Below are 12,720 nucleotides of genomic sequence, written 5' to 3'. Positions count from 1 at the left end.
CCCGCTAACGTAGATGCCAGAGACTTCAGTGAAGGGGAGACGAATGTTCAAGGGGTTCAAGGAGTTCCTGCTCCGCGGGAACGTAGTAGATCTGGCCGTGGCGGTCGTCATTGGCGCCGCGTTCAACGCGGTGGTGCAGAAGGTCGTCGACTCGCTGATCAACCCGATCATCGGCATGGTGTTTAAGGCCGACTCGCTCGACGACGCCCTCGTGGTTGGGCTGCCGGGCGGCGGCGCGATCGCGTTTGGCGCACTCATCGGCGCGGTGCTCAACTTCCTGATCGTCGCCGCGGTCGTGTACTTCGTGTTCGTGCTGCCGATGAACAAGCTGCGCGACGCGACGCTCAAGGTCGCCGGCGAGCCCGAGAGCGAGCCCACGGCGGAGACCGAGCAGGAGCTGCTCGCCGAGATCCGTGATCTGCTGCGCGCGCAGGCGGCTCCCCCGGAGGCGGCTGCCGCTGCCCCGGCAGCGACGCCCGCGGCCGACCCCGGCACGGACACCCCGGGCGCACACCGCCACTAGCGCGACCCAGAACCGGCCGAGGCCCCGGACGCAGTGCGTCCGGGGCCTCAGGTGTTTCATCCGGTGCGCCGCACCGGGGCGTGGGCAGAGGCTCCGGGCGTCCCGCGGGAGACGCCCGGAGTCTGACGCCTAGACCTCGCGGTCGTTCAGGCGCGCGAGGAACAGCGCTTCGGTGAGCACCGACTTCTTGAACGAGGCGATGTGCAGCGACTCGTTGGGGCTGTGCGCGCGGCCGTCCGGATCCTCGACGCCCGTGACGAGAATCTGCGCCGCGGGGAACTCCTCAACGAGCTCGGCGATGAAGGGGATGGAGCCCCCCACGCCGATGTCTACGGGTTCGCGCTCCCACGCATCGGCCATTGCCCCGCGCACCTCGGCGACGGCCCAGCCGCTCGTGTCCACGAGGAACGCCTGACCGAAGTCGGGGTCCTCGAAACTGAGCTGCGCGCCGAACGGCGCGTGGTCGCGCAGGTGCTGCTGAATCGCGGCGTACGCGGCGGCCGGATCCTGCCCCGGCGCGATCCGGGCGCTCACGCGCACGCGGACGCTGGGGATCAGCGTGTTCGATGCGTTCGCAACGTCGGGTGCGTCGATGCCGGTGATGGTGATTGCCGGCTGCGCCCACTGCCGCGAGAGGATCTCGCCGCGGCCGATCGAGGTCACGCCGTCGAGCAGGCCCGCCTCCTCGCGGAGCCGCTCCTCCCCGTACTCGGGGAGGTCGAGGTCCGCGGTCACGAGGCCCGGCACCGCGACGGCGCCGTCTGCGTCCCACAGCGCGTCGAGCGTGCGCACGGCCGCGAGCATCCCGTCTGGCACGGCCCCGCCGAACATCCCGGAGTGCGACGCGTGGTCGAGAGTCGCGATGCGCAGGTTGAACGCGACCGCGCCGCGCAGCGCCACCGTGAGCGCCGGTGTCTCGGAGTCCCAGTTGCTCGAGTCGGCAACGATGATCGCATCGGCGGCGAGCAGATCGCGGTTCTCGCGCAGGAAGTTGCCGAACGACTGCGAGGCCCACTCCTCCTCGCCCTCGATGAACAGAGCGATGCCGAGGTCGAGCTCGCGCCCCTCGGCTTCGGCCGCCGCCGCGAACGCGCGGATTGCCGCGAGGTGCGACATCACGCCGGCCTTGTCATCCGCGGCGCCGCGCCCGTACAGGCGACCGTTGCGCTCGGTCGGCTCGAAGGGCGGGGTATCCCAGTCTTCATCCTTGCCGGGCGGCTGCACGTCGTGGTGCGCGTAGAGCAGCACCGTCGGCTTGCCCGGCTTCGGCTCGCGCCGCGCCACCACCGCTGGCTGACCGAGCTCAGTGCCGCCTGCAATTGGCGCGCGGCGAATATCGACAACGTCGAAGACGCCCGTCTCGCGCAGCAGCGCGGCGATCGCCTCGGCGCTGTGCGCAACGTGGGCCGCGTCGAACGCCGGCCACGACACCGAGGGGATGCGGACAAGATCCGCGAGGTCCCCCATGGTGCGCTCAAACTGCGCGGCGACCGTCGCGCGGATCCCGGACTCGATGGCGCTCTGATCCTGACTCATGTGCGTGATCCTTCCCCGGGGACGGCGCGCGCCGCTCCCCCTCGTACTGTGGTCTCAGACTATCGCCGGTGGCGCGGCGATGACCGTGGCCGTCGCCGCGAGCGGGTCCGACGCAGCGAGCACCGTCGCGACAAGGGCGTCGTCACCGGGCCGCTGCGGGTCGAGCCAGGCGTCGTGGCTTTCGCGGGCGAGGATCAGCGGCATGCGCCCGTGCACGGTGGCCGCCTCGGCCAGCGCGTCGCGCGTCACCATCGCGTAGCTCAGCAGCGTCTCGCCACCCGGTTGCGCCACGGGGGTGACGATCGCCGCCACCCCGAACAGCTCGTCGCCGGGGAGCGCGAAGGTGTGCCCCTTCTCCACGTACCAGTTCGCCGGGATGATCGCGCGGCGCTGCAGCGGGTCGCGCCACTTGCGCGTGAGCGTGTCTGCGCGGGCATTGAACGCCGAGAACTTCGCGGGCGCGCCACCCACGTGCAGCCACCACCACGCGAGGTCCACGCGGGGCGCGCCGAAGCCCGCGTGGATGAGCGGGTTGAGGTTGCGCGCGTTGCGGCCGGTGATGCGGGCCGTGCTGTGCTGCTCGCGCGCCCACTCGGCGAGCACCGCCCGGCTCTCGGGCTCGTGCATTGCGGGCAGATCAAAGGTGAGTTCGAGGTCGTGAGGGCCACCCCCGAGGCCGTAGCTGGCGCACATAGGCTCACTCTAGGGCGTGGCGGGGCCGAGCGGGAGTACGATTACCGCATGACCCTCAGCATCGAAACCGAGCTTGCCCCGCAGGGGCCCGCAACGGCGATCGAGCTGAGCGACGCGCAGGTCACGGCCCTGGGCGGCGGCGGCCGCGCAGCGGTGCGCGTCACCATCGGCTCACGCACGGCACGACTGCGACTCGCGCGCATGGGCGGGCGCAACCTCATCGGGCTCTCGAAGGCCGCGCGCGCCGAGCTCGGCGTGGACATCGGCGATACGGTCACCGCACAGATTGAGCTGGACGCCGCCGAGCGCACGGTCGATGTGCCGCAGGAGCTTGCCGACGCCCTCGTCGCGCATCCCGGGCTGCGCGACGCGTTCGACGCGCTCTCGTTTACGCGGCGGAAGGAGCTCGCCCGCGGAATCGCCGAGGCGAAGCGACCAGAAACCCGCGAGCGCCGGATCGCGGCGGCGATCGCGGAGCTGCGGCCCGAGCCTCGCGCGTAGAATCGCTGAGCCGGGTCGCGCTCGAAACGCTCCCGCGCCCCGAGGTTCCCGCAGCTCCCCGAGTTTCCCGAGCCTCCTGAGACCACGAGCCACGTGAGCCCCTTGAGGGACTCGGGCCAAGTTTGGACTACGTCCACATATCTCGATAGTATCGGTGCATGCACGTTTTTACCCGGCCCCGCCGCGCACGGCGCGGGGCACCCAGTCGATCCCTCAGTCTCGGATTCATCGCGATCGGCGCCGTAGCGATGGCCGCCGCTGCGTTCGCGCCGGCGCCGGCAGCGCACGCGGCCCCGCAGCCGGTCACCGCGCCGGCCGACACCGCCGAGGTCTGGCTCGACCTTGAGGGCGACGCCGCGGCCGCTGCGGCCGTAACGCTCTCGGTGCAGCAGGGCGCCGGCTGGCTCGACGCCGCAGCAGCGCGCACCCCGGCCGGAATCGGAGCCAGCTTCCCCGCGAGCGCTGGCGCGCTCGACGCGCGGTTCACGACCGACCGCGCGGTCACGGCCGACCTCGCGATCACGTTCGCGGCAGCGGACGGCACCATCATCGAGGACGCCGTGCACCGCGCCGTGCGCCTCGACCCGGCGGACGCCGGCATGGACGGGTGGATCACGCTCGAGACGGTGCTCGGGGGCGGGAGCGACGGCGGTACCGACGGCTCCAGCGAGGGCGGATCTGACGGGGCGAGCGATGGCGGATCCGGCACGGATTCCGACACGGATTCCGGCACGGCAGCCCCAGCGGCGACCAACGGGGGCACCCTGTCGCAGACCGGCGGGGCAGCGCCCGTGGCACTCATCGTCGGCGCACTCGCGCTGTTCGGCGCCGGCGCCGCGCTCGCCATCAGCGCGCGCCGCCGCACCAGCGGCGGCCAGAACTCGGGGGTTGACGCATGATCCGGAATCGGACCAGCGGCCCGGCGCGCCGCGCCACGTCGCTGATCGCCGGCGTCACCACCGCGGCGCTCGCACTGCTCATCGCACCGTCCCCCGCGTTCGCCATGCCGGCCGACGCGCTCGAGAACGCCTCGACGATCACGGCGGCGAGCACCCCGGGTTTCGCGCCCACCCCGCGCAGCGTCCCCGCCGTCGAGTCGACGCTCGGCCGCGGCGACGCCCTGAGCACGGATCCGGCCACCCGAGTTGCCGTCGCCGGGCTCGGCTCAGAGCAGCGCGCCGCCCTGGTGCGCGTCACGGTCACTCAGCCAGACGCCGCCGTCACGGTCTTCACGGGGGCGGCCGACACGGCTGGCACGCCGGTGCTCGCCGCGGCCGCCGGCACGACCGCCTCGGCCACAACGCTGCTCCCGGCAAGCGCCGGCAACGTCTCGCTCTGGGCAGACCAGGCAGTCCCCGTGCGCGTCGAGCTGCTCGCCGCGTTCAGCGGTAGCGTCGACGCGCCCGGCTCGACCATCGCGCTCGAGTCCCCGGCGACTCGCGCCGACACCGGGGCGGGCCTCGGCGGCTCCGCGCTCACCGCGGACCCGCTGTGGTTCGGACTTACCGGCGAGGGCGGCGTCCCGGCGACGCAGGTGCGCAGCGTCTACGTCTCGCTCGACGTGACCCTCGACGCTGCCGCCGAGCTTGAGTTCGGCCCCGAGCAGCGCTTCCCGCTGCCGGCTGGGCGCTCGGTGGTCACCACCGTCGTTGAGCCGGACGCCCGCGGCGGCGTGCTCGCGAGCCTCGCCGGGGGCGCCAGCGGCGCGCTCCGCGCCGACGTGCTCGGCTGGGTGCCCGAGGCGCCCAGCGATCTCTCGCGCTCGAACAGCACTGGCAGCTACGTGGCAAGCACCGAGGTGGGAGAGGCCACCGCCCAGCTCCGCGCGGGGGCCAAGGCGACCCGGCTGCAGCTGAGCGACCAGGAGGACATCGGCTACGAACTCGCGCTCGTCTCGGCCCAGCCGAGCACGCGGACGACGCCGGCGGCCGAGACCAGCACGCTTGAGTGGGCGGCCACGCCGCGCGGCCGCGCGCAGGGAATCGCGGTCGACGCGACAGCCGGTGCCGCCCCGCAGCTCGCCCTCGTTCCGGTGCGCAGCGAGCACGCCCAGCTCACCATCCGCCGTGGCGCGGCGGATGTGCGCGTGTTTCCGCTCGGCGGATTCCTCTCGGAGCCGGTCGCCCAGCCGACCGAGGAGCAGCCGACGGTGCAGATCACTGCCCCGCGCGACCTCGACTCCGTCAACATCAGCGAGACCGGTGCTTTCACACTCGAGGGCACCGTCACCGCCGGTTCAAACTCGATCGATCGGATCGAGATCAGCTCGCCCAGCGCGCCGGGCGACGGCTTCATCGGCACCGCCGAGCTCAACTACGGCTCCGACGAGGTCACCTGGTCGTTCACGGCGGCCGCCCCGGAGGACGGCGACTTCGACTACATCGCCAGCGTGTTCGACCGCGGCGAGCCACAGCGCGCCGCGGCGGAGGACCGCGTCACGCTGACCGTCAGCACCGCAGACGAGGACGACACCGTCGTCACGCACGAGGCGCAGGTGCTCAACACCGATCCGGCACGCCCAGACTTCGTGCAGCTCGACGAGCACCGGATCTCGTTCACCACACCCCCGGCGCTCGAGCCCGGCGACATCGTGCTGAGCGATGCCACCCCCGGCACCCCCGAGGGATTCCTCGGCCGCGTCACAGCGATCAACCTCGTTGACGGGGCCTGGCTGGTCGACACCAGCACCGTGAGCCTCGCCGAGCTGATCTACCAGGCAGACGTCGACGGCACCTTCGAGTTCACCGACGGCGTGGGCGTGGAGGTCGAGGACCTCCCGGCAGCCTCCGGCGACGGGGCGGAGCTCATGACCGCGAGCTACGCGGTCGCCGACGAGGACGGCAACTTTGGACCGGATATCCCGGCCGACTCGTTCGAGTCGGCGCCGGGCGTGGGCGGCACCAACGCCGAGCTGTTCACGGGCGACGACGTCGACCTGGAGCTCGACCCCGCGGACTACGACGTGGACCCGAGCCAGTTCGAGCTCGAGTGCCGGCTCCCCGGTGCCGACGGCCAGGAACCCACGGGCGAGGAGATTGGCGACGACGGCGAGTGGCTCAGCCCCGTCGCCGGCACCCCGGTCCCCTCGCCGGCTGACTGCGCGGAGGCGCAGCAGCTCCGCGCCGAGCTGCACCGCAGCTGGTCGTTCGGGGTGGACGCAAACCTGCTCATCGCCTACGAGAACGGCAAGTTCAACTTCCGCAACCAGACGGGCGACGACGAGGAGCAGCAGGAGCAGGCGAAGCGGTCGAAGCTCGCAACGAAGGCCGCGATCGCGATCCAGGCCTCCGGCCAGGTCTCCGTCTCGCTCGACATTGTGCTCGACGTCTCGTTCAAGTTCAAGTGGAAGGTGATTCCGACGGGGGTGAACGTGAACGACTTCACGGTCCAGTTCACCACCGATCTCAAGGCGCAGGCGGCCGCTCAGATCTACTTCGAGATGAAGTACCGCTTCAACTTCAGGCAACAGATCGCGGCCGTCGGGCTGCCCACGGTCTCGTTCTTCGTCGGCCCGGTCCCGATCGTGATCACGAACGCGCTGAAGATCAGCGTGGGCGTCTCGGCCGAGATGAAGGCGCAGGCCGAGGTGCCACTGATCGGGGTCTCGCGCACCGACCAGTTCGGCTTCAGATACTCGTCGGAGCTGGGGCTGCGCCGCATCAAGAACGATCCGAAGACCGTCTACCCGAGCCCGATCTTCACGCCGCTCGGCGAGGCGACCACGCTCTCGCTCGCCGGACTCGTCGCGGTGGGCCCCGAGGTCACCTACGACAGCAAGATCTACGGATTCGCGGGGCCGGAGCTCACGCTCTTCGCGCGCGCCGGGGTCCAGGGCGAGGCGGCCGCGCACCCGAGCGACCTGCGGCAGATCGAGGCGAAGGTGGCGGTGTTCGCCGACCTCGGGCTGATCGGCGAGGCGAAGCTGAAGCTGATCCGCTGGAAGATCCTCGAGTTCACGGTGTTCAACCTGAACTGGCGGCTGACGCTGTTCAGCAAGGAGTGGGAGTTCCGGATCTAGCGGCTCGCGGGGCGCGGGCGGTGGGGTCGGGCGCGGGCTAGGCGGCGCGGGGTGCCGCGCGGCCGGCGCGTGCCGCCCACCGCCCGTCGGCTCGCGACACCCTGATGGGGTGCTCGAACGCCCGCGAGATCACCTCGGTGGTCACCACCTCAGCGACCGGGCCGGCCGCGACGATCTCGCCGTGCGCGATCACCACGGCGTGCGTGGTGCTCTCCGGGAGCTCCTCGAGGTGGTGGGTCACGAGGATCGTGGTGAGCTCCGGATCGGTCTCCGCGAGGGCGTCCACGGTCTCGAGAAACTGCTCGCGCGCGGCGACATCGAGCCCGGTCGTCGGCTCGTCGAGCAGCAGCAGGCGCGGCGCCGCGACGAGCGCGCGAGCGATGAGCGCGCGCCCGCGCTCCCCCTGCGACATGGTGGGCCATCGCGCGTCGCGGCGGTGCCCCAGGCCTACTCGATCGATCGCGGCGTCGGCGCTGGCCAGGTCCGCGGCAGTGGGCTCCCAGCGCATCGCAAGCTCGATCGTGGCGGTGAGCCCCGTGAGCACCACCTCGCGCATCGTGAGCGCCGAGCCGAGCGGGTGCCGCGGGTTCACGTGCCCGATCTCGTGCCGCAGCGCCTGCATGTCGACCCTGCCGAGGCGGTGCCCCAGCACGTGCGCCGTCCCCGAGCTCGGGTGCGTCTGCGCCCCGCAGAACCCGAGAATCGTGCTCTTGCCCGCGCCGTTTGGCCCGAGCAGCGCCCAGCGCTCCCCCGCGCGCACCGTGAGGGTGATCCCGCGCAGAATCTCGACGCCGCTGCGGCGAAAGTCGACGTCGCTGAGTTCGATGACGGTGTCGGTCATGTGAGAGCCTCCGTGAGCGATCGCAGGTGGGCGCGGCTGAGGCTCGCGGCGCGGTCGGCGTCGCGGTCGGTGACCGCCGCGACGAGTTCCTCGTGGGCCGCGTGATCGGAGTCGCTGCCGAAGTCTGCGCGGATCCGGAGCATCTCGATCATCGCCTTGCGCACCCGCGGGGTGAAGCCGTCGAAGAGTTCGAGCAGGATCTCGTTGTGCGCCGCGGCGACGATGCTGCGGTGCAGCGCGGTGTCCGCGTCAACGTGCGCGGCGATCTCGGTCCGGCGCTCGCCGCGGCCCGCGAGCGCGCGCCGGATCGCGCGGAGGTCGGCGGGCGTGCGGCGCGCTGCGGCGAGCGCGGCGGCCTCGGTCTCAATCGCGGCACGCGCCTCGAGCACGGCGACAATCCCCGAGCGCAGCAGCACGGCGTCCCAGTCTTCGCGGGCGTCGAGCGCGGTGACGAAAACGCCGGCCCCCTGGCGGGAGGCGAGCACGCCGCGACCGGCGAGCTGCCGAATTGCCTCGCGCACGGTGGAGCGGCCGACGCCGAGCTGCGGCGCGAGTGTGGTCTCTCCCGGGAGCTTCTGTCCGAGGGCCCACTCACCGGCGCGGATCCGGGCGAGCAGGAGCTCGGCAGCCTGGTCCGCGAGCGGGGCGCGGCGAAGCGGTTCCATCGGTCCTCCGGGGTCAGTGGCGCGTCGAGGCGCCCAACGGCGCCGTCCTAAAATCGTACCACTCCTCAACTTGTCTGAGGAGTTGTGCTACGGTTGCCCCATGCAGTCGCGCGCCCTCCTCCTTCGTCGCCACGGCGGGGCCTGATCGACCGGCTCCCCGCCGTGGAGTCGAGCGCGCCGGTCACCGCAGACTCACCGCCCAGGAGGCACGCAATGACCAGCACCGCACCGCACCCCCGTCCCGCCAGCCACGATCCCGCCGTCCCCGGGGCCGGGTTCTCGGGCATCAGCACCCCGGCCGGCCCGATCCCCGCCGGCGCGCCGCACTGGAACCGGCAGCGCGGCTCCCAGATGCCGTCGCACCGCTACCGTGACGCGTACGCCCGGGTGGATATCCCTCTCACCGAGCGCGCGTGGCCGAGCGCCCGCCTCACGCGGGCGCCGCTCTGGGTGCCCGTCGACCTGCGCGACGGCAACCAAGCGCTCGCCGAGCCCATGGACCCCGCGCGCAAGCGCCGCTTCTTCGAGCTCATGGTCGCCATGGGCTACACGGAGATCGAGGTGGGCTATCCCTCGGCCTCGCAGACCGACTACGACTTCGTGCGTCTCATCGCCGAGACCGACCTCGCGCCGGAGCACGTCACGATCGTCGTGTTCACTCCCGCGCGGCGCGACCTCATCGAGCGCACGGTCGCGTCGCTCCGCGGGATCCGCAATCCCGTGGTGATCCACATGTACACGGCCACAGCCCCCACCTGGCGCGACACCGTGCTCGGGAAAGACCGGGCGGCGCTCACCGAGCTGATCCTCGCCGGCGGCCGCGACGTACTCGAGTTCGCGGGCGACGCCCCGAACGTGCGCTTCGAATACTCCCCCGAGGTGTTCAACCTCACGGAGCCCGACTACGCGCTGGAGGTGTGCGACGCGATGACCGCGCTGTGGGACGCGACGCCGGATCGGCCCGTGATCCTCAACCTGCCGGCGACCGTCGAGATCGCGACCCCCAACGTGTACGCCGACCAGATCGAGTACATGCACCGCAACCTCGCCAGGCGCGACAGCGTGATCCTCTCCGTGCACCCGCACAACGACCGCGGCACGGGAATCGCCTGCGCCGAGCTCGCGGTGCTCGCCGGAGCGCAGCGCGTCGAGGGCTGCATCTTTGGCAACGGCGAGCGCACCGGCAACGTGGACCTCGCCACGCTCGCGCTCAACCTTCACGCGCAGGGCATCGACCCGATGATCGACTTCTCCGACATCGACGAGATCCGCCGCACGGTTGAGCACGCGAACCGGATCGAGCTGCACCCGCGGCACCCGTACGTGGGCGACCTCGTGCACACCGCGTTCAGCGGCACCCACCAGGACGCGATCAAGAAGGGCTTCGCCGAGCACCGGGCGCGCGCGGCTGCGAGCGGCGTGGCCGAGTCTGAGCTCGAGTGGCGGGTGCCGTACCTGCCGGTGGACCCCGCAGACCTGGGGCGCAGCTACGACGCGGTGATCCGGGTGAACTCGCAATCGGGAAAGGGCGGGATCGCGTACCTGCTACAGGAGGCGTACGGCGTGGAGCTGCCGCGGCGGTTCCAGATCGAGCTCGCGCGGCGCGTGCAGGCGCACACCGACGCGCACGGCGCCGAGGTCGACGCCGCCGAGCTGTGGGCGCTGTTCGAGCGGGAGTTTCTGGGCTCCGGCGGTGGCGCGGCCGGAGCGGGCGAGGCCGGTGCGGGCGAGGCGGCCGGTGCGATCGTCACGCTCGACGCGCACGAGACCGCGGGCGGGGGTGCGGGTGGCGGCGCGAGCGGCGCTGCGGAAAGTGATGCCCGCACCCGGGTGACGGTCAGCGTCGCCGGTGTGGCAAGCACGCACGAGTTCGCGGCGGGCGGCCCGGTGGCGGCGCTCGTCGCCGCGCTGCACGAGCGCGGGATCCGGATCGAGGTGCTGGGTCTCCACCAGACGAGCGTCGGATCCGGAGCCGCGAGCACCGCGCTCACGCTCATCGAGTACCGCGACGCCGCCGGCACCGCGCGCTGGGCGGCGGGCGCCTCGACCTCCGTGCTCTCGGCCAGCCTCGCCGCGGTGATCCGCGCGGCAAACGCGGCGCGCCCGTAGCCAGCGCCAGCGCCAGGGCGGCGCTCACGCAGGAGATCCGAACTCAGGCGGGGCGAAATCGCACGATTCCTCCTGCGCGAGCTCGGATCTCCCGCGCGAATTGCCGCGGGCGGCGCGGGGGTGCTAGCCGCGGGTGAGCGTGCCGAGCTCCGCACCGTCGGCGTCGAGCACCGTGAGCGTGTCGCCGTCGACGGTTGCGCTGCCCGCGAGCGACAGCCAGGTGTCAACGCCCTCGCAGAACTTGCGCGTGGTGGCGAACTGCCCGAACTCGAAGCTCTGCTCGGCCACCTCGCCGGAGCCCACCATACGGTTACAGCCGTCGGTACCGGCGAACGCGCCGTCCTCGGAGATCTCCAGGCTGGGGGCGTTCTCGCCGGTGCCCGACCAGGTGCCGGTGAACGCGGGAGCCGCGGAGCACCCGGAGAGCACGAGGAGCGCGGCGGCGGCAAGCGTGGTGGTGAGCATCGGTAGGCGGCGCATTCTGACTCTTCTCTCCCGGAAACGCGGGGCTTGTCTCGGCAGGATCTCTGCTCTGAGCAGTGTATCGAGGAGCGCGGCGGCGGGACGCTCGCGGCGGGCCCTTCCGCTTCCCGTCCGGGCTGCGTAGCCTGGGGCCATGGCACTGCACGTGAAACTCGTCGTCGACTGCGTGGATCCGCACGCGCAGGCAGACTTTTGGGCCGCCGCGCTTGAGTACCTCGTAGAGGATCCGACGCCGCTCGTCGCCGAGCTCCTCCGCACCGAGCAGCTCCCCGCGTCGGCCGTGGTCACGCACCTCGGCAGCGAGCGCTTCGCCACGCTCGCGGCGGTGCGCCACCCGGACGACGAGTTCAACGCGTTCACCGGCGCCGGGCTGGGCCGCCGGATCCTGTTCCAGTCCGTGCCCGAGCCGAAGCAGGGCAAGAACCGCCTGCATCTCGACGTGCACGACGGCAGCGGCGACCCCGGGGCCCTCGCCGACCGCCTGGAGGCGTTTGGCGCCACGCGGCTCACGTTCGTCGACGAGGGACCCGCGGGCCGCTGGTGGGTGATGCGGGACCCCGAGGGAAACGAGTTCTGCGCGATCGGCTGACCGGCCGCCCGTTCCGGGAGTGCGGCGTTCACTCGGCGGCGGCTCGCATCCCGCGCCACACGATGTCGAGCCCTGCCCGCACCCGCGCGCGCGTCTCCGGGGCGTCGAGACTCTCCCCGCGCACCACGATCTGGTAGTACGCGATCCCGGCGATGCTGTCGAACGCGGCGGCCACGTCGAGCTCGGCGCGGAGCACCCCGAGGCGCACCCCCGCCGCGAGCGCGCGCTCGACCGGGCCGCGGCGCAGCCGCACGTGAGAGTCCCAGTAGGTGCGCTGCAGCTCCCGATCCGCCATCACGAGCCGGATCCGCTGCCGGAAGCGCGCCTCGGAGTAGTTGCCCAGCACGACCGTGTGGGGCTCCCCGAGCAGCATCGCCATGATGCCGTCTCGCAGCTGCGCGGGCTCCCCCGACACCGGGACCTCCGCCGGCACGGCGCGGCCCACGTCGAGGGCCGCCGCGATGAGCGACGTGAGGCTGGGCCACCGGCGATACAGCCCGGCGCGGCTCACCCCGCTGCCGGCGAGCACCCGGGAGACGGTGACCTCCTGCTCCGCGTCGATGAGCGCGAGCGTGGCCCCGATGAGCTTCGCGTCGAGCTCCTCGTCGCGCGGCCGGCCGGGCCGGCGCGCCGCACCGCTCGCCCGGCCCGCCCCGGCCGGCGCAGGGCCCGCCGGAGCGGACGGCGCGGCTGGCGCGGCTGGCGCGGCCGGGTCGCCGACCGGGGCGGTGCCGACCGGGGCAGTCGCCCCCGCGGTCATCG

General features: G+C 72.3%; 12 protein-coding genes. 6 read left to right on the top strand and 6 right to left on the bottom strand.

Translation table 11 applies throughout. From position 1 onward, the window contains the following. Positions 1–43 precede the first annotated feature (43 nt). Positions 44–523: a large conductance mechanosensitive channel protein MscL gene (gene mscL, locus EV139_RS03040; RefSeq protein WP_130452812.1), complete on the top strand. Its 480-nt coding sequence runs from the start codon at positions 44–46 to the stop codon at positions 521–523. A 129-nt stretch (positions 524–652) separates the two neighbouring features. On the opposite strand, the gene EV139_RS03035 is transcribed toward mscL, so the two are convergent. Further along, complete coding sequence (locus tag EV139_RS03035) at positions 653–2,059, bottom strand: dipeptidase (protein ID WP_130452811.1); 1,407 nt, start codon at positions 2,057–2,059, stop codon at positions 653–655. A 54-nt stretch (positions 2,060–2,113) separates the two neighbouring features. Further along, entirely contained in the window at positions 2,114–2,752 is a 639-nt protein-coding gene (locus tag EV139_RS03030) for an SOS response-associated peptidase family protein (RefSeq protein ID WP_130452810.1), read from the bottom strand. Between the two features lie 48 nt (positions 2,753–2,800). Here EV139_RS03030 and EV139_RS03025 point away from each other — a divergent pair, with 48 nt between their 5' ends. The 3 genes from EV139_RS03025 to EV139_RS03015 all read left to right on the top strand — a co-directional run bounded on the left by EV139_RS03025 (position 2,801) and on the right by EV139_RS03015 (position 7,271). Continuing rightward, the gene (locus EV139_RS03025) at positions 2,801–3,253 is read left to right on the top strand and encodes a YdeI/OmpD-associated family protein (protein ID WP_130452809.1); all 453 of its coding nucleotides are present in this window, start codon (positions 2,801–2,803) and stop codon (positions 3,251–3,253) included. Positions 3,254–3,411: 158 nt separating this feature from the next. Further along, the gene (locus tag EV139_RS03020; protein ID WP_130452808.1) at positions 3,412–4,152 is read left to right on the top strand and encodes a hypothetical protein; all 741 of its coding nucleotides are present in this window, start codon (positions 3,412–3,414) and stop codon (positions 4,150–4,152) included. After that, the gene (locus EV139_RS03015) at positions 4,149–7,271 is read left to right on the top strand and encodes a hypothetical protein (protein ID WP_130452807.1); all 3,123 of its coding nucleotides are present in this window, start codon (positions 4,149–4,151) and stop codon (positions 7,269–7,271) included. Before EV139_RS03020 ends, EV139_RS03015 begins: the two co-directional genes overlap by 4 nt. Before the next feature lie 37 nt (positions 7,272–7,308). Here the strand turns inward: EV139_RS03015 and EV139_RS03010 are convergent, their stop codons facing one another. Together EV139_RS03010 and EV139_RS03005 are read right to left on the bottom strand one after the other, a co-directional pair. Continuing rightward, entirely contained in the window at positions 7,309–8,112 is an 804-nt protein-coding gene (locus tag EV139_RS03010; protein ID WP_130452806.1) for an ABC transporter ATP-binding protein, read from the bottom strand. Then, complete coding sequence (locus EV139_RS03005) at positions 8,109–8,777, bottom strand: FadR/GntR family transcriptional regulator (RefSeq protein WP_130452805.1); 669 nt, start codon at positions 8,775–8,777, stop codon at positions 8,109–8,111. Before EV139_RS03005 ends, EV139_RS03010 begins: the two co-directional genes overlap by 4 nt. A 351-nt stretch (positions 8,778–9,128) precedes the next feature. On the opposite strand from EV139_RS03005, the gene EV139_RS03000 reads away from it, so the two are divergent. Beyond that, complete coding sequence (locus EV139_RS03000) at positions 9,129–10,886, top strand: 2-isopropylmalate synthase (RefSeq protein ID WP_241988953.1); 1,758 nt, start codon at positions 9,129–9,131, stop codon at positions 10,884–10,886. Positions 10,887–11,009: 123 nt separating this feature from the next. Here the strand turns inward: EV139_RS03000 and EV139_RS02995 are convergent, their stop codons facing one another. After that, positions 11,010–11,366 (bottom strand): META domain-containing protein, encoded by a 357-nt coding sequence (locus tag EV139_RS02995; RefSeq protein WP_237465816.1) that lies wholly within the window; start codon positions 11,364–11,366, stop codon positions 11,010–11,012. A 136-nt stretch (positions 11,367–11,502) separates the two neighbouring features. Here EV139_RS02995 and EV139_RS02990 point away from each other — a divergent pair, with 136 nt between their 5' ends. Continuing rightward, entirely contained in the window at positions 11,503–11,958 is a 456-nt protein-coding gene (locus tag EV139_RS02990) for a VOC family protein (protein WP_130452803.1), read from the top strand. Positions 11,959–11,986: 28 nt separating this feature from the next. Here EV139_RS02990 and EV139_RS02985 read toward each other — a convergent pair whose 3' ends face one another. Then, positions 11,987–12,718, bottom strand: coding sequence for a TetR/AcrR family transcriptional regulator C-terminal ligand-binding domain-containing protein (locus EV139_RS02985; RefSeq protein WP_198677424.1), 732 nt, complete (start codon positions 12,716–12,718; stop codon positions 11,987–11,989). Positions 12,719–12,720: the final 2 nt, after the last annotated feature.

Source organism: Leucobacter luti (assembly GCF_004217175.1).
GTDB classification, from domain to species: domain Bacteria; phylum Actinomycetota; class Actinomycetes; order Actinomycetales; family Microbacteriaceae; genus Leucobacter; species Leucobacter luti.
The sequence above is the reverse complement of the archived record's forward strand: the minus strand, read 5'-3'. Positions and strand labels throughout refer to the sequence as shown.

Coding starts and splice junctions, on each gene's coding strand:
- EV139_RS03030 (WP_130452810.1), bottom strand. CDS start 2,752: ATGTGCGCCAGCTACGGCCTCGGGGGTGGCCCTCACGACCTCGAACTC.
- EV139_RS03005 (WP_130452805.1), bottom strand. CDS start 8,777: ATGGAACCGCTTCGCCGCGCCCCGCTCGCGGACCAGGCTGCCGAGCTC.
- EV139_RS02985 (WP_198677424.1), bottom strand. CDS start 12,718: ATGACCGCGGGGGCGACTGCCCCGGTCGGCACCGCCCCGGTCGGCGAC.
- EV139_RS03020 (WP_130452808.1), top strand. CDS start 3,412: ATGCACGTTTTTACCCGGCCCCGCCGCGCACGGCGCGGGGCACCCAGT.
- EV139_RS03015 (WP_130452807.1), top strand. CDS start 4,149: ATGATCCGGAATCGGACCAGCGGCCCGGCGCGCCGCGCCACGTCGCTG.
- EV139_RS03035 (WP_130452811.1), bottom strand. CDS start 2,059: ATGAGTCAGGATCAGAGCGCCATCGAGTCCGGGATCCGCGCGACGGTC.
- EV139_RS03025 (WP_130452809.1), top strand. CDS start 2,801: ATGACCCTCAGCATCGAAACCGAGCTTGCCCCGCAGGGGCCCGCAACG.
- mscL (WP_130452812.1), top strand. CDS start 44: ATGTTCAAGGGGTTCAAGGAGTTCCTGCTCCGCGGGAACGTAGTAGAT.
- EV139_RS02990 (WP_130452803.1), top strand. CDS start 11,503: ATGGCACTGCACGTGAAACTCGTCGTCGACTGCGTGGATCCGCACGCG.
- EV139_RS03000 (WP_241988953.1), top strand. CDS start 9,129: ATGCCGTCGCACCGCTACCGTGACGCGTACGCCCGGGTGGATATCCCT.
- EV139_RS02995 (WP_237465816.1), bottom strand. CDS start 11,366: ATGCGCCGCCTACCGATGCTCACCACCACGCTTGCCGCCGCCGCGCTC.
- EV139_RS03010 (WP_130452806.1), bottom strand. CDS start 8,112: ATGACCGACACCGTCATCGAACTCAGCGACGTCGACTTTCGCCGCAGC.